The organism is Pseudomonas sp. TYF_14 (assembly GCF_043105275.1).
Lineage (GTDB): Bacteria > Pseudomonadota > Gammaproteobacteria > Pseudomonadales > Pseudomonadaceae > Aquipseudomonas > Aquipseudomonas alloputida.
Map to the genome: position 1 here is coordinate 27,668 of NZ_JBICLK010000003.1, position 13,527 is coordinate 41,194.

The 13,527-nt window shown below is 62.7% G+C and carries 15 protein-coding genes and 1 pseudogene; 10 read left to right on the forward strand and 6 right to left on the reverse strand.

Annotated elements, in window-relative coordinates; translation table 11 throughout:
• Positions 1 to 142: 142 nt before the first annotated feature.
• From ACF8O8_RS00790 to ACF8O8_RS00810, 5 genes are all read left to right on the forward strand, one after another.
• Positions 143 to 733, forward strand: a complete 591-nt coding sequence (locus ACF8O8_RS00790) for a cysteine hydrolase family protein (protein WP_003252796.1) — start codon at positions 143 to 145, stop codon at positions 731 to 733.
• 85 nt (positions 734 to 818) lie between these two features.
• The gene (locus ACF8O8_RS00795; RefSeq protein WP_004577080.1) at positions 819 to 1,139 is read left to right on the forward strand and encodes a hypothetical protein; all 321 of its coding nucleotides are present in this window, start codon (positions 819 to 821) and stop codon (positions 1,137 to 1,139) included.
• 174 nt (positions 1,140 to 1,313) lie between these two features.
• Complete coding sequence (locus ACF8O8_RS00800; protein ID WP_350298743.1) at positions 1,314 to 1,874, forward strand: Smr/MutS family protein; 561 nt, start codon at positions 1,314 to 1,316, stop codon at positions 1,872 to 1,874.
• 70 nt (positions 1,875 to 1,944) lie between these two features.
• Positions 1,945 to 2,490: a GTP cyclohydrolase I FolE gene (folE, locus tag ACF8O8_RS00805; protein WP_003252789.1), complete on the forward strand. Its 546-nt coding sequence runs from the start codon at positions 1,945 to 1,947 to the stop codon at positions 2,488 to 2,490.
• A 59-nt stretch (positions 2,491 to 2,549) separates the two neighbouring features.
• The gene (locus tag ACF8O8_RS00810) at positions 2,550 to 2,921 is read left to right on the forward strand and encodes a glutaredoxin (RefSeq protein ID WP_004577078.1); all 372 of its coding nucleotides are present in this window, start codon (positions 2,550 to 2,552) and stop codon (positions 2,919 to 2,921) included.
• 130 nt (positions 2,922 to 3,051) lie between these two features.
• On the opposite strand, the gene ACF8O8_RS00815 is transcribed toward ACF8O8_RS00810, so the two are convergent.
• Positions 3,052 to 3,654: a glutathione S-transferase family protein gene (locus ACF8O8_RS00815; RefSeq protein ID WP_010952856.1), complete on the reverse strand. Its 603-nt coding sequence runs from the start codon at positions 3,652 to 3,654 to the stop codon at positions 3,052 to 3,054.
• Positions 3,655 to 3,798: 144 nt separating this feature from the next.
• Between ACF8O8_RS00815 and ACF8O8_RS00820 the strand changes: the two genes are divergently transcribed.
• Positions 3,799 to 4,989 carry a benzoate/H(+) symporter BenE family transporter gene (locus tag ACF8O8_RS00820; protein ID WP_104887196.1) on the forward strand — a complete coding sequence of 397 codons (1,191 nt, stop codon included), beginning with the start codon at positions 3,799 to 3,801 and terminating at the stop codon, positions 4,987 to 4,989.
• 96 nt (positions 4,990 to 5,085) lie between these two features.
• Here ACF8O8_RS00820 and ACF8O8_RS00825 read toward each other — a convergent pair whose 3' ends face one another.
• Complete coding sequence (locus tag ACF8O8_RS00825) at positions 5,086 to 5,967, reverse strand: methyl-accepting chemotaxis protein (RefSeq protein WP_392509120.1); 882 nt, start codon at positions 5,965 to 5,967, stop codon at positions 5,086 to 5,088.
• A 27-nt stretch (positions 5,968 to 5,994) separates the two neighbouring features.
• Positions 5,995 to 7,026, reverse strand: a pseudogene (locus tag ACF8O8_RS00830) (methyl-accepting chemotaxis protein); the annotation flags it as partial.
• Positions 7,027 to 7,431: 405 nt separating this feature from the next.
• On the opposite strand from ACF8O8_RS00830, the gene ACF8O8_RS00835 reads away from it, so the two are divergent.
• Positions 7,432 to 8,175, forward strand: a complete 744-nt coding sequence (locus ACF8O8_RS00835) for a hypothetical protein (protein ID WP_266025038.1) — start codon at positions 7,432 to 7,434, stop codon at positions 8,173 to 8,175.
• A gap of 143 nt (positions 8,176 to 8,318) precedes the next feature.
• Here ACF8O8_RS00835 and ACF8O8_RS00840 read toward each other — a convergent pair whose 3' ends face one another.
• Positions 8,319 to 9,080, reverse strand: a complete 762-nt coding sequence (locus ACF8O8_RS00840; RefSeq protein WP_392509118.1) for an SDR family oxidoreductase — start codon at positions 9,078 to 9,080, stop codon at positions 8,319 to 8,321.
• 177 nt (positions 9,081 to 9,257) lie between these two features.
• On the opposite strand from ACF8O8_RS00840, the gene ACF8O8_RS00845 reads away from it, so the two are divergent.
• Complete coding sequence (locus ACF8O8_RS00845; RefSeq protein WP_014591984.1) at positions 9,258 to 10,259, forward strand: NADP-dependent oxidoreductase; 1,002 nt, start codon at positions 9,258 to 9,260, stop codon at positions 10,257 to 10,259.
• A gap of 208 nt (positions 10,260 to 10,467) precedes the next feature.
• On the opposite strand, the gene pyrF is transcribed toward ACF8O8_RS00845, so the two are convergent.
• On the reverse strand, positions 10,468 to 11,169 hold the full coding sequence (gene pyrF, locus ACF8O8_RS00850) for an orotidine-5'-phosphate decarboxylase (RefSeq protein ID WP_010952851.1): 702 nt from the start codon (positions 11,167 to 11,169) through the stop codon (positions 10,468 to 10,470).
• A gap of 183 nt (positions 11,170 to 11,352) precedes the next feature.
• Between pyrF and ACF8O8_RS00855 the strand changes: the two genes are divergently transcribed.
• Positions 11,353 to 11,520 carry a DUF2897 family protein gene (locus tag ACF8O8_RS00855; protein ID WP_010952850.1) on the forward strand — a complete coding sequence of 56 codons (168 nt, stop codon included), beginning with the start codon at positions 11,353 to 11,355 and terminating at the stop codon, positions 11,518 to 11,520.
• A 36-nt stretch (positions 11,521 to 11,556) separates the two neighbouring features.
• On the opposite strand, the gene ACF8O8_RS00860 is transcribed toward ACF8O8_RS00855, so the two are convergent.
• A complete protein-coding gene (locus ACF8O8_RS00860) occupies positions 11,557 to 11,892 on the reverse strand; it encodes a helix-hairpin-helix domain-containing protein (protein ID WP_020193049.1) in 336 nt (111 codons plus the stop codon).
• Between the two features lie 428 nt (positions 11,893 to 12,320).
• Here ACF8O8_RS00860 and wecB point away from each other — a divergent pair, with 428 nt between their 5' ends.
• Positions 12,321 to 13,463, forward strand: coding sequence for a non-hydrolyzing UDP-N-acetylglucosamine 2-epimerase (gene wecB, locus ACF8O8_RS00865; protein WP_392509119.1), 1,143 nt, complete (start codon positions 12,321 to 12,323; stop codon positions 13,461 to 13,463).
• Positions 13,464 to 13,527: the final 64 nt, after the last annotated feature.

Here is a 13,527-nt window from a genome sequence, read left to right on the forward strand (position 1 = left end):
CCCCACCCGCACATTTGTTCCTTTGCCTTGCCCAAAGGCTAGCCACAGGCCAGTAACCATGCCGCTTGCGTTGTCAACCATTCCCATTGGCGCCAAGGCAGGGGAGAATAGGTATACAAAAGCCCTATCCAAGGAGCCCTTGATGTCCGTTCCAACCACGATGTTTCGCCTCACTGGCCGCGACTATCCGCCGGCCAAGCTGAGCCACGCCAGCCTGATCATCATCGATGCACAAAAGGAGTACCTCAGTGGTCCCCTGAAGCTGTCGGGCATGGACGAGGCCGTGGCCAACATCGCCAGGTTGCTCGACGCCGCCCGTAAAAGCGGCCGTCCGATCATCCATGTTCGCCACCTGGGCACTGTTGGTGGCCGTTTCGACCCCCAGGGGCCGGCTGGCCAGTTCATTCCGGGGCTGGAGCCGCTGGAAGGTGAAATCGTCATCGAAAAGCGCATGCCCAATGCGTTCAAGAACACCAAGCTGCACGAAACATTGCAGGAGCTGGGCCACCTGGACCTGATCGTCTGTGGTTTCATGAGCCATTCCAGCGTCAGCACCACCGTTCGCCGCGCCAAGGACTATGGTTATCGGTGCACCCTGGTAGAAGACGCGTCGGCCACCCGTGACCTGGCATTCAAGGACGGCGTCATTCCGGCCGCGCAGATTCACCAGTGCGAAATGGCCGTGATGGCTGACAACTTCGCTTGCGTGGCCCCCACCGCCAGCCTGATCTGAGCGGCTTGCAGGACCGCCCGGCAGCCGGGCGGAACCCGATGGGCAGCAGCAGGTCGAATTCCGGATATCCACCGAGGAGAGCGGAATGAAGCTTAAAGGCAGTTTCGACGCCAAGCGCCTGCGCCCGCGCGAACCGCGTAACTGGGGCGCCCGTCTGGCGGCCGGCCTGTCGGCCCTGCTGGCGACGCTGGGCGTATTGCTGGCCATGGCCGGCGTCGCCGGGCTGCTAGGCAACTACCCTGCCCTGCAGGAACTCAACGCCAACAAACCGTTGTCCAGCATCCTCACCGTGGCTGGCTTGTTGCTGCTGTGGCTGGGCGTGCGTTTCTGGCGGCGCAGCCGTATCCGCTTGCGCCGCGGGCGGGAGCTTAACCTGTCGCCGCACCTGATGAAGAAGCACGATTGATGGTTTTGCGTAACCTGTGCGGGCCTCTTCGCGGGTGAACCCGCTCCTACAGGCACCCCGCCGCCTTCAGGCTCTGTGACATCCCCGTAGGAGCGGGTTCACCCGCGAAGAGGCCCGCACAGGCTGCACACCGCCCCACAGTCGCGTAAACTACGCCGCCTACGTGGAGGCATCATGCAAGACGACGATTTTTCCCTGTTCAAGGCCGAAGTGCGCGGCGTAAAGCCGATGCGCCACGACCGTGCCGAAGTCGGCAAGCCCAAGGCCGACCGCCAGCAGCTGGCCGGCCTGCGCCAGGCGGCGACCGTGCGCAGTGACAAGGCTTTGGTCATCGATGGCATGTCCGACCAGTTCGTCATCGACGTAGGCGCCGAAGACGAGCTGATGTGGCGCCGCGATGGCGTGCAGGAAGGCCAGCTGCGCAAGCTGAAGCTGGGGCAGATTCCGTTCGAGGGCAGCCTCGACCTGCACGGCATGACGGTGGAAAAGGCCCGCGAAACCTTGTGGGACTTCATCGCCGAAGCCACAAAACTGGAGGTGCGCTGCGTGCGGGTGACCCACGGCAAGGCCGCGCGCCTGGACGGCAAGCGCCCGATGATCAAAAGCCACGTCAACACCTGGCTACGCCAGCACCCGCAAGTGCTCGGTTTTGCCTCGTGCAGTGCCCGTCACGGCGGCACCGGCGCGGTGTATGTGATGCTGAAGCGAACCATGCTCGAAGGCCGCGACGAGTAACGCCGCGCTTGCAGCGCCGCCCTCACCGCCGTACCCTTCGTTTTTGCGATTTTTTCCCACAGGTAGATCCATGTCCCTGGAACAGAACTACACCGAGATCCTCAGCCAGATTGGCGAGGACGTCTCCCGTGAGGGCCTGCTCGACACGCCCAAGCGGGCTGCAAAGGCGATGAAGTACCTTTGCCGCGGTTATGAGCAAACACTGGAAGAAGTCACCAACAACGCTTTGTTCAGCTCTGACAACAGCGAAATGGTGCTGGTCCGGGACATCGAGCTGTATTCGATGTGCGAACACCACATGCTGCCGTTCATTGGCAAGGCACACGTTGCCTACTTGCCGAAGGGCAAGGTACTGGGCCTGTCGAAGGTGGCACGTATCGTCGACATGTACGCCCGCCGCCTGCAGATCCAGGAAAACCTCAGCCGCCAGATCGCCGAAGCCGTGCAGCAGGTAACCGGTGCCGCAGGCGTGGCCGTGGTGGTCGAAGCCAAGCACATGTGCATGATGATGCGCGGTGTCGAGAAGCAGAATTCGACCATGATCACCTCGGTGATGCTGGGTGAGTTCCGCGACAACGCCGCCACCCGCAGCGAGTTCCTCAGCCTGATCAAGTGATTGGTTGCTGGCCCCGAGCCGACCCTTCAGGGTCGGCTTTTGCATTTCAGGAGTTGCCCATGATCGTCAAAGCCCTGCGGGTTGGCCTCGGCCAGCTCATCGTCTTCGGTGACTGGATCAGCCGCCCGGCCAAGCGCAAACGCGACGCCGCCGCCCAGGCCCGCATCGAGCAAGCGGCCAAGGGGCTGGCGCTGTACCAGTTCCACGCCTGCCCGTTCTGTGTCAAAACCCGCCGCACACTGCACCGCTTGAACGTGCCGGTGGCGCTGCGCGACGCCAAGAACGACCCGGTGCACCGCCAGGCCCTGCAGGAAGGTGGCGGCCGGGTGAAAGTGCCATGCCTGCGCATTGAAGAAGCCGGCAAGGTGACCTGGATGTATGAGTCCAAGGCAATCATCGCTTACCTGGATGAGCGGTTTGCGTCGGCCTGACGGTTTGTAGGCAGCCTGTTCTGGCCCTTTCGCGGGTAAACCCGCTCCTACAGCGGTGCGCGCGGTCCCTGCGATACGCGATCCCTGTGGGAGCGGGCTTGCCCGCGAAAGGGCCAGTACAGGATGAAGATCAACCCACCATCGGCACATGCCGCGGGTGGCTGCTGACCCGCTCCAGCCAGGCCCTTACCGCCGGGTAGTCTGCCAGGTCGAACCCGCCCTGCTGCGCCACATGGGTGTAGGCATACAGCGCCACATCGGCAATCGAGTACTGCTCACCCACCAGGTAAGGCGTCATCTGCAACTGTCGCTCCATCACCTTCAGCGCCTTGTAGCCGCCCTTGTGCAACTTGCGGTACTCGTCCAGGCGCTCGTCCGGCAGCCCCAGGTAGAACTGGATGAACCGCGCCACGGCGATGTACGGCTCATGGCTGTACTGCTCGAAAAACTGCCACTGCAGCACCTGGGTACGCAGGCGCGGTTCGCTGGGCAGGAACTCGCTGCCATCGGCCAGGTAGTTGAGAATGGCGTTGGACTCCCACAGGTAGCTACCGTCTTCCAGTTCCAGCACCGGTACCTTGCCGTTAGGGTTCATCGCCAGAAACTCGGGCGTTTCGGTCTCACCCTTGAGAATGTCCACCGGGTGCCATTCATAGGGCCGGCCCAGCAGGCTCAACATGAGCTTGACCTTGTAACAGTTACCCGACTGGTAGTCGCCATAAACCTTGTACATCGACCCTCCCTGCAAAGCAGTTTCGCAATTGCGCCCAATATTTGGCGACTGTACGGCTAAAAGCAATGGCCGCTGTATGGCAAGGATCAACCTTGCTCGCTGTAGTCTGAAAAAACTGCTTACACCTTTACAAGGACTTTGTTCATGACCGATGCCACTTCCGCACGCCTGCGGCCCCTGGCAGACACCTCCCCCTCGGCGGTGGTCGCCGGCTTCATTGCCATGCTCACCGGCTATACCAGTTCGCTGGTGCTGATGTTCCAGGCCGGCCAGGCGGCCGGGCTGACCACCGCGCAGATCTCATCCTGGATCTGGGCGCTGTCGATCGGCATGGCGGTATGCAGCATCGGCCTGTCGCTACGCTACCGCACACCGATCACCGTCGCCTGGTCCACCCCCGGCGCGGCGCTGCTGATCACCAGCCTGGGTGGGGTCAGCTATGGCGAAGCCATTGGCGCCTACATCACCTGCGCCTTGCTGGTGCTGGTGTGCGGCCTGACCGGCAGCTTCGAGCGCCTGGTCAAACGCATCCCGGCCTCGCTGGCCTCGGCGCTGCTGGCGGGCATCCTGTTCAAGATCGGCAGCGAAATCTTCGTGGCCGCGCAGCACCGCACGTTGCTGGTGCTGGGTATGTTCTTCAGCTATCTGCTGGTCAAGCGCCTGTCGCCGCGTTATTGCGTGCTGGCCGCGCTGCTGGTGGGCACGGCATTGTCCGGCGCGTTGGGCCTGCTGGACTTCAGCGGCTTCCACCTGGAAGTGGCCAAGCCGGTGTGGACCACCCCAAGCTTCTCGCTGGCGGCAACCATCAGCATCGGCATACCGCTGTTCGTGGTGGCCATGACCTCACAGAACATGCCCGGCGTGGCCGTCCTGCGTGCCGACGGCTACCAGGTACCGGCCTCGCCGCTGATTTCGGCCACCGGCTTTGCCTCGCTGCTGCTGGCGCCGTTCGGCTCGCATGGGGTCAACCTGGCGGCGATCAGCGCGGCGATCTGCACCGGGCCGCATGCCCATGAAGACCCGGGCAAACGCTACACCGCGGCAGTGTGGTGCGGGATTTTCTACGGGATTGCCGGGGTGTTCGGGGCCACCTTGGCGGCACTGTTCGCAGCATTGCCGAAAGAACTGGTGCTGTCGATTGCGGCACTGGCGCTGTTTGGTTCGATCATGAACGGTTTGACCGTGGCCATGAACGAGGCGCGTGAGCGGGAGGCAGCGGTGATCACCTTTATGGTGACCGCTTCGGGGCTGACCTTGTTCTCGATTGGTTCGGCGTTCTGGGGGATTGTGGCGGGGGTGTTGGCTTTGGTGATTCTTAACCCGCGTAGGGGGTGAGGGTTGTTGTTGCCTGGGGTGGCCTATTCGCGGGTAAACCCGCTCCTACGACGGGAAATCACAAAATCCGCGAATGGGCCGGCACAGGCAACGAGATTACAACCTGAAATGCCCCACCATGCCCTTCAAATCGGTGCCCAGCTGCGCCAGCTCGACACTGGACCGGGCATTGTCCTGCATCGCCAATGCCGCCTGATCCGCACTGCCGCGAATCTGCGTGACACTGCGGCTGATCTCTTCCGCCACCGAACTCTGCTGCTCGGCGGCTGCGGCAATCTGCTGGTTCATCTGCTGAATCAATGACACCGCTGCGGCAATGCTGCCCAGCGCACTTTCGGTCTGCAGTGCATCGGCCACGGCCAGCCGTACCAGCTCGGTACTGCCGCGGATCTGCGCCACCGACTGCTGGGCATTGCCGCGCAGGCTGGCCACCAAGGTCTCGATCTGCTCGGTGGACTGCCGGGTACGCCGCGCCAGCGCGCGCACTTCATCGGCCACCACGGCAAAGCCGCGCCCCTGCTCGCCGGCGCGGGCAGCCTCGATGGCGGCATTCAGCGCCAGCAGGTTGGTTTGCTCGGCCACGCTCTTGATCACTTCCAGCACGTCACCAATGGTGTGGATTTCGGCACTGAGGCTGTCGATGCCGGCGCTGGCAGCTTCTGCCGCCGACGCCAGCTGCTCGACGCGCTGCATGCTCTGGCGCACCACCTGCTGGCCGGTGTCGACCTTCTCGTCCGCGGCCTGGGCCGCCTGCGCCGCCTCCTCGGCATTGCGCGCCACATCGTGCACGGTGGCAGTCATCTGCTGCATGGCGGTCGCCACCTGTTCGGTTTCCTCCTTCTGGCTGCCCACCTCACGATTGGTCTGCTCGGTCACCGTCGACAACGCCTGGGCGCTGCCGGCCAATTGTTCGATCCCCTGCTGCAAGCCGCTGACAATGCCCGAGAGCCCCGCCGCCATCTGCTGCATGGCCTGCATCAGTTGCCCCACCTCATCCCGGCGCGGCGCCTGGGCGTCGAAGCCCAGTTCACCCGCCGCAATGCGCTGGGCGCGGGCGATCACATGCTTCAACGGGCCGACCACCGCGCGGGTAATCAGCCAGGCCGCCAACACGCCGACAAGCAACGCCAGCGCCGTGGCCAGGCCGATGGCGATGGCATTGCGCTGCAGCTCGCCTTGCAGGGCCTGCTCCTGCCCAAGATAGGCTTGGTCGACACGCCCGGTAACCCGCTCGGCGCTGGCTTGCAACTGCGCCTTCAGCCCCTGCTCGCGGGCCAGCTGGTCGGTGTATTCGTTGAGTTTTTCCGAAAAACTGCCAATGTGCCCCGCCACTTCGCCCAACACACTCTGGTAACCGGCATCGCCAACCGCGCCTTGCAACTGGCTGACCAGGCCAGCGGCCTCCACCGTCTGGGCAATACGCTCCTGGCTCACACCCTCCTCGCCCTTGCGGCTTTTTTCCAGGCGTACCCGTGCTTCGTCCATGGCCTGCAGCATCAGCCGCGACACCTGGGCCACCTGCGCGGCTTGCTCAAGAAACTCGCCACCCTGCTGGCCCTGGGACTGCTTGAGGGTGTACACGCCGTCATCGGCCAGGCCGGCCTGCAGCACATCAAGGTTGTTGGACACGTTGGACACCGACCAGCTGGCCATGTCCAGCGCCAGCTCCTTGGCTTGCACGGCCTCGACAAAGGCTTCGAAGGCCTGGCCATAGGCCGCAAGATCGGTTTGCGCCGCCGCCAGCGCCGGCAGGCCTCGGGCGCGTTCAACCAAACCCTGCAGGCCGCCACGCAAAGCGTCGGCCTGCTGCATGTCGGAGCGCAGGGCAAACGCCTGCTCATGCTCGCGCAAGCGCAGCAAGTCGGTATTGAACTGGGCCAGCTGACGCAAGCTGTCGAAGCGCTGGCCAACGCTTTGCAACGCCACGACGCCGATGGCCGCGACCGCCAGCGTCAGCAGCAGCACCAAGGCAAAGCCCAGGCCAAGTTTGCGGGCCATGCCCAGGTTGGCCAGCACACCGTGCTTGCTCGTGCCCATCACCGATCCCCTTTCAGCCAGTGAGGTTATCCCGAAGGCTAAGGGTGGCAACGTTATCTGCCAATGAACAAGGGCCTGGCGTCAGAATAGTGTCAAATAGCTATGTCTTGTCGTTTTTGGCTGCAAAAGGGTCGCTTTCAGTGCCAGCTGTAAAAGATATCACTAGGCCATCAATGATAGCCCGTCCCTCAACCTGCGACGGCACCTGCCCATATTAAATCGACGCAAGTAAAACATTCATTTATTCCAATCCACACTTTATCGAACACTATTGACGCCATTAAATTTGCGCCAAAAGTGGGGTATTGAAATTTTTTTAAACACCCCTGCACACAATAAAAACGTCGCTATCGTGATCGGTAACTGGCCCGTTCTCCGGACCTGCAGTGCACCCTGGAGTTTGCAATGAAAACAGCCATGTTTACTGCTGTGGTCACCCCGTTGCTGCTGTTTACTGTGCCAACCGTTGGCTATGCCGAAACTTCCACCGCCCCGTTGTTCACCCTTGGCCTACAAGGGAGCTACACCCAACTGGAACTCAACGGCCGTAACAATGAAACCGAAGATATGCCCGAAGGTGGCTTATTCATTAACTACGGCAACAAGATGACGGCCACGCAAGGCCTTGTCTACCAGGCCGAGGCCAGTGGCATGTACTCGAAACAGCATGACCAGAAGCTCAAGGACGGCCAGGCCGACCTGGACCTGGGCTGGCGCTTGGCACTGGCCGAACGGCATTCAGTCGACCTGCTGCTGGGCGCCGGCTACAAGTGGAACCGGTTGGAACCCAATACCAGCCGCCATGATGTCGACCTTACCAACCGCACGCCGTTCGCCAAACTGGCGGCGGGGTACAATTACCGCTTCAATAATGCCACCTTGCGTTTCGAAGCGGGCATACGCCAGGTTATCAATGGCGATTCGCAATTGAAAATACATGGCGTCAGCAACGAAGAGGTTGATTTGAAAGATACCACCAACCCCTTTGCCGAACTTAGCGTGCTGTTCAACCAACACGGTACTGTGCCGGTATACGCTTCGCTTTACTTCAGCCGCTACAACTATGAACTGGACGGGCAGTTCCTGATGACCGACTCGGACGAACAAACCCGTGACGAGTACGGCCTGAAAATAGGCGTCAGCTTTTAGCCAGGTGGCCGGCTGGCTGCCCGGCTTGCTCAGAACGGCCTGGGCACGCCCCTCCTGTCCATGCGCGACATCGTAGGCTTTGGCCTGGTGATCGCATTTGTCAGGGGCGGGCTTGCCTACGAAGCAGCCCGCACGGCATCCACTCAGATCGCCGTAGCCCCACCATCCACCGTCAGGCAATGCCCGGTGGTAAACGCCGCGCCGTCACTGCACAGGTACAGCACGGCGCTGGCGATTTCCTCGACCTTGCCAATGCGCCCTACCGGGTGCATGGCTGCGGCGAACTCGGCCTTGCGCGGGTCGGCCTGGTAAGCGCGGCGGAACATGTCGGTGTCGATCACGGCCGGGCACACGGCGTTCACGCGGATGCCCTTCTTGGCGTACTCGATGGCCGCCGACTTGGTCAGGCCGATGACCGCATGCTTGCTGGCGCTGTAGATGCTCATCTTTGGCGCCGCCCCTAGCCCCGCCACCGACGCGGTATTGACGATGGCCCCACCGCCTTGGGCCAGCAACAAGGGCAACTGATATTTCATGCACAACCACACGCCCTTCACGTTCACGCCCATGATGGCATCGAACTCCGCTTCGCTGCCTTCGGCCAGGCGGTGTTGCTCGATCTCGATCCCGGCGTTGTTGAAGGCGTAGTCCAGCCGGCCGTAGGCGGCCATCAGGCGCTCATGCAACTGGCGCACCTCGGCGTCGCGGGTCACGTCGCAGGCAATGAACAGCGCTTCGCCGCCTGCCGCGTGGATCTGCGCCACGGTGGCCTCGCCGCCGACCGGGTCGAGGTCCGCCACCACCACTTTCATGCCCTCGTGGGCGAACGCCAGGGCGGTTGCCCGGCCGATGCCGGCACCCGCGCCGGTCACCAGGGCTACCAGGCCAGAAAAGGTCATGCTCATCGCGTGCTCCTGTGAGGGATTGGGTGGGGTTCAGAGCATAGTCAGCCACCACTCGGCCGGGCAGCATCATCACAGCAACGGTTGGGCTACCATGCTTGTCAGTGATTTTAAGGAACCGCCTTCATCAACAAGGTAGATTGAACGCCTTACGCCCTCCACCGCCCACAAGGACCCGCCATGACCCAGACCAACCGCCGCTTCCTGCTTGCCAAACGCCCGGTCGGCGCCGTGCGCCGTGACGACTTCAGCTTCGAGACCGTACCCGCCGAACAACCCGGCGAAGGCCAGGTGCTGGTGCGCAACCTGTACCTGTCGCTGGACCCGGCCATGCGCGGCTGGATGAACGAAGGCAAGTCCTACATCCCGCCCGTGGCCCTGGGCCAGGTAATGCGTGCGCTGGGCGTCGGTGAGGTGGTTGCCTCCAATCACCCCGGTTACCAGCCCGGCGACCACGTGAGCGGCGCCCTCGGTGTGCAGGACTACTTCACCGGCGAGCCCCAGGGCCTGCACAAGATCGACCCCAAGCTGGCCCCCCTGCCCCGTTACCTGTCAGCCTTGGGCATGACCGGCATGACCGCCTACTTCGCCCTGCTGGAGGTCGGCCAACCCAAAGCTGGCGACACCGTGGTCATTTCCGGCGCGGCCGGTGCGGTGGGCAGCATTGTCGGGCAGATTGCCAAGATCAAAGGCTGCCGCGTGGTCGGCATTGCCGGCGGGGCCGAGAAGTGCCAGTACCTGAAGGACGAGCTGGGCTTTGACGGCGTGATCGACTACAAGGCCGAAGACGTGCTGGCCGGACTGAAGCGCGAATGCCCCAAAGGCGTGGACGTGTACTTCGACAACGTGGGCGGCGACATCCTCGATGCCGTGCTGACGCGCATCAACTTCAAGGCACGCATCGTGATTTGCGGCGCGATCAGCCAGTACAACAACAAAGAAGCGGTAAAAGGCCCGGCCAACTACCTGTCGCTGCTGGTGAACCGCGCGCGCATGGAAGGTTTTGTGGTGATGGATTACACCAAGGACTACGGCAAGGCCGCGCAGGAAATTGCCGGCTGGTTGGCCAGTGGTCAGGTGAAGAGCAAAGAGGATGTGGTGGAAGGGCTGGAAACCTTCCCGGAGACCTTGTTGAAGCTGTTCAGCGGGGAGAATTTTGGCAAGTTGGTGTTGAAGGTTTAAACGCCCCTGCACGGCACCGATGGCCCGGCACAGGCCCTTGTAATCGGGTTCACCCGCGAAAGGGCCGGGCCTGCCGGCCAATTACCACCGGCCGTCCACCGTTGCCGCCGCTACCGTATTCGCGGGTAAACCCGCTCCTACACATGGATCGGGGGTGCAGCCACATCAGGGGTTCGGCACAGGCCCTTGCTGGACAGCCGCAGGTTAATTACCCACGGATCTCCGCCACGACCGCTGCCAACGCTTGCGCAGGGTCTGCAGCCTGGCTGATCGGCCGGCCGATTACCAGGTAGTCCGAACCGGCATCCAGTGCCTGGCGTGGGGTGAGGATACGGCGCTGGTCATCCTGCGCGCTGCCCGCCGGGCGAATGCCCGGGGTCACCAATTGCAATGAGGGGTGCGCCGCCTTCAGTGCCGGGGCCTCGAGCGCCGAGCACACCAAACCGTCCATACCCGCTTTTTCCGCCAGCGCCGCCAAACGCAGCACTTGCTCCTGCGGGTCGACATCCAGGCCAATGCCGGCCAGGTCTTCACGCTCCATGCTGGTCAGCACGGTCACGCCAATCAGCAACGGCTGCGGGCCGCTGCGCTTGGCCAGCTCTTCACGGCAGGCCGCCATCATGCGCAGGCCACCGGAGCAATGCACGTTGACCATCCACACGCCCATCTCGGCGGCAGCCTTTACCGCCATGGCGGTGGTGTTGGGAATGTCGTGGAACTTGAGGTCCAGGAACACTTCGAAGCCCTTGTCACACAGGGTTTCGACAATGCCCGAAGCGCTGCTGGTGAACAGCTCCTTGCCAACCTTCACCCGGCACAGCGCAGGGTCAAGCTGGTCAGCCAGCTTCAGGGCGGCCTCACGGGTAGGGAAATCCAGGGCGACGATCAGGGGCGTCTGGCAGGCGGACATGGGTAGGGTCTCTTGGCAAGTCGAAAACGGCGCGCATTGTAAACGAAGTGGCGCAGGCTTTGGGGCCCGCAGGTCACGGAATTGGCCCAACAAGGCCTGGCACCTATAATTGAACCAACGGAACGGGCAATTGCTCAAAATTCACGTAACCGTTGCCCACGGCCCGATCTAAGGAGAACGACAATGCCCTGGTATGCCTGGCTGATACTCATCATAGCCCTCGGCTCGATTGTCGGCGGGTTGATGCTGCTGCGCGACACGGCCAAGAAACTGCCGCTGACCGAAGAACAACTGCGCAAGGTACATGAGCGTAATGCCGAAGCGGATGCCAAGGACGCGCAGGACCGCTAAAGGCCGGGCCAGGGCATCACCCCGGCCCCTGCCCGCTTACTCCACCATCACCTTGTCCCGGTTGCGCTCCAGCAACGCATTGCCTATCCCCTTTATCTCCAGCAGCTCATCCACTGAAGCAAACGGCCCATTGGCCTCGCGGTAGGCCACGATAGCCTCCGCCTTGGCCTTGCCAATGCCGTTCAGCTCCTTTTGCAGGGTGAGTGCATCCGCCGTGTTCAAGTCCAGCCTTGGCGCCTGCTGGGCCTGGGCCTGGGCCACCACCGGCACCGGTTCGGGCACAGCCATGGTGCTGGCCGGGGCGGCGCTCAGGGAGAACGACAGACTGGCGAACAGCGGCAGCAGCAGGTACGACAGAACGTTATTGCGCATGGTCAACACTCCTTGGGTTGGTCATTTTCCAGCAACCGCTTTCCTTCGGCTGCGCAACCAACCCTAGCGGGTAACCCGGCCGCACAATACCCAAGCCCCCCGGCGAATGGTTACCGAATCGGTCAGCAAAACGGTCAACTTCGCCCACCCACAAACCGTGGCCGTTTCCGCCCCGCTCGGCCCGGCCCTGAACGCACAAGGCCCTGGCCCTGTGCCTGTAGCCAAATCCCCGTTTGTCCGATACCCGCTGCCCACCATTGCCCGGCCATTCCCCTACAACGCCCGCCGAACAAGGCCCGCCCGGTAAACCGCCCTCCCCCAGTCGGTAAGCCTCCCCCCGACAAACTGGCACGCCATTGCCCGCCTGCTAGATTTTTGAGCAATGGAAACCGGCCTGCTTCAAGGACCCGAGCAAGAGGATCACTGCCGTGCCCCTCAAGACCCTGACTGTTTTCGGTACCCGCCCAGAAGCCATCAAGATGGCCCCGCTAGCCCTGCAACTGGCGCAGGACAGCCGCTTCGAAGCCCGCGTGTGCGTCACCGGCCAGCACCGGCAAATGCTCGATCAGGTACTGGAGCTGTTCGGCATCAGCCCCGAATACGACTTGAACATCATGAAAGCCGGCCAGGACCTGACCGGTGTGACCACCGCCATCTTGCAAGGCATCCGACCGGTGCTGGCTGCGTTCAAGCCCGACGTGGTGCTGGTGCACGGCGACACCGCCACCACCTTTGCCACCAGCCTGGCGGCTTACTACCAGCAAATCCCCATTGCCCATGTAGAGGCCGGCCTGCGCACCAACAACCTGTATTCACCCTGGCCCGAAGAAGGCAACCGGCGCCTGACCGGGGCCCTTGCCGCGCTGCACTTCGCGCCCACCGCCACCTCGCGCGACAACCTGTTGCGCGAAGGCACCGATCCGGCGCACATCTTCACCACCGGCAACACCGTGATCGACGCCTTGCTGGAGGTGGAGCAAAAGCTGCAAAGCCCCGCGCTGAAGGCCCGTTTCGCCAGCCACTTCAGTTACCTGGCAGCCGAGCGCCGGCTGTTGCTGGTCACCGGCCACCGGCGCGAGAACTTTGGTGGCGGCTTCGAGCGCATCTGCCAGGCCCTGGTGCAGATTGCACGGCAATTCCCCGAGTTGGACGTGGTGTACCCGGTCCACCTCAACCCCAACGTGCGTGAGCCGGTCAACCGGCTGTTGGGGGATGTAAGCAACATCCACCTTGTCGAACCGCTGGATTACCTGCCGTTCGTTTACCTCATGACCCGGGCCTATGTGATTCTGACCGACTCGGGTGGCATTCAGGAGGAAGCGCCGGCCCTGGGCAAACCGGTGCTGGTGATGCGCGACACTACCGAGCGCCCAGAAGCCGTGGCGGCAGGTACGGTCAAGCTGGTGGGCACCGAAGTGGCATCGATTGTGCGGGCGTTGAGTACCTTGCTGACCGATGAGGCGGCGTATCGCGAAATGAGCTTCGCCCATAACCCCTATGGCGATGGCAAAGCCTGCGCGCGCATACGCGAAGCCCTGGCCACCTGGAACACCCCCCACCGCTCAATGTAGGAGCGGGTTCACCCGCGAATACGATATCCGCAGCCCCGCTGCCCCCCAGTAAAAACTGGCCAGC

Excerpts from the sequence above, each read along its gene's own strand:
- ACF8O8_RS00795 (WP_004577080.1), top strand. The coding sequence starts at position 819 with ATGAAGCTTAAAGGCAGTTTCGACGCCAAGCGCCTGCGCCCGCGCGAA.
- ACF8O8_RS00835 (WP_266025038.1), top strand. The coding sequence starts at position 7,432 with ATGAAAACAGCCATGTTTACTGCTGTGGTCACCCCGTTGCTGCTGTTT.
- pyrF (WP_010952851.1), bottom strand. The coding sequence starts at position 11,169 with ATGTCCGCCTGCCAGACGCCCCTGATCGTCGCCCTGGATTTCCCTACC.
- ACF8O8_RS00840 (WP_392509118.1), bottom strand. The coding sequence starts at position 9,080 with ATGAGCATGACCTTTTCTGGCCTGGTAGCCCTGGTGACCGGCGCGGGT.
- ACF8O8_RS00815 (WP_010952856.1), bottom strand. The coding sequence starts at position 3,654 with ATGTACAAGGTTTATGGCGACTACCAGTCGGGTAACTGTTACAAGGTC.
- folE (WP_003252789.1), top strand. The coding sequence starts at position 1,945 with ATGTCCCTGGAACAGAACTACACCGAGATCCTCAGCCAGATTGGCGAG.
- ACF8O8_RS00845 (WP_014591984.1), top strand. The coding sequence starts at position 9,258 with ATGACCCAGACCAACCGCCGCTTCCTGCTTGCCAAACGCCCGGTCGGC.
- ACF8O8_RS00860 (WP_020193049.1), bottom strand. The coding sequence starts at position 11,892 with ATGCGCAATAACGTTCTGTCGTACCTGCTGCTGCCGCTGTTCGCCAGT.
- ACF8O8_RS00820 (WP_104887196.1), top strand. The coding sequence starts at position 3,799 with ATGACCGATGCCACTTCCGCACGCCTGCGGCCCCTGGCAGACACCTCC.
- ACF8O8_RS00810 (WP_004577078.1), top strand. The coding sequence starts at position 2,550 with ATGATCGTCAAAGCCCTGCGGGTTGGCCTCGGCCAGCTCATCGTCTTC.
- ACF8O8_RS00855 (WP_010952850.1), top strand. The coding sequence starts at position 11,353 with ATGCCCTGGTATGCCTGGCTGATACTCATCATAGCCCTCGGCTCGATT.
- ACF8O8_RS00825 (WP_392509120.1), bottom strand. The coding sequence starts at position 5,967 with ATGCAGGCCATGCAGCAGATGGCGGCGGGGCTCTCGGGCATTGTCAGC.
- ACF8O8_RS00800 (WP_350298743.1), top strand. The coding sequence starts at position 1,314 with ATGCAAGACGACGATTTTTCCCTGTTCAAGGCCGAAGTGCGCGGCGTA.
- ACF8O8_RS00790 (WP_003252796.1), top strand. The coding sequence starts at position 143 with ATGTCCGTTCCAACCACGATGTTTCGCCTCACTGGCCGCGACTATCCG.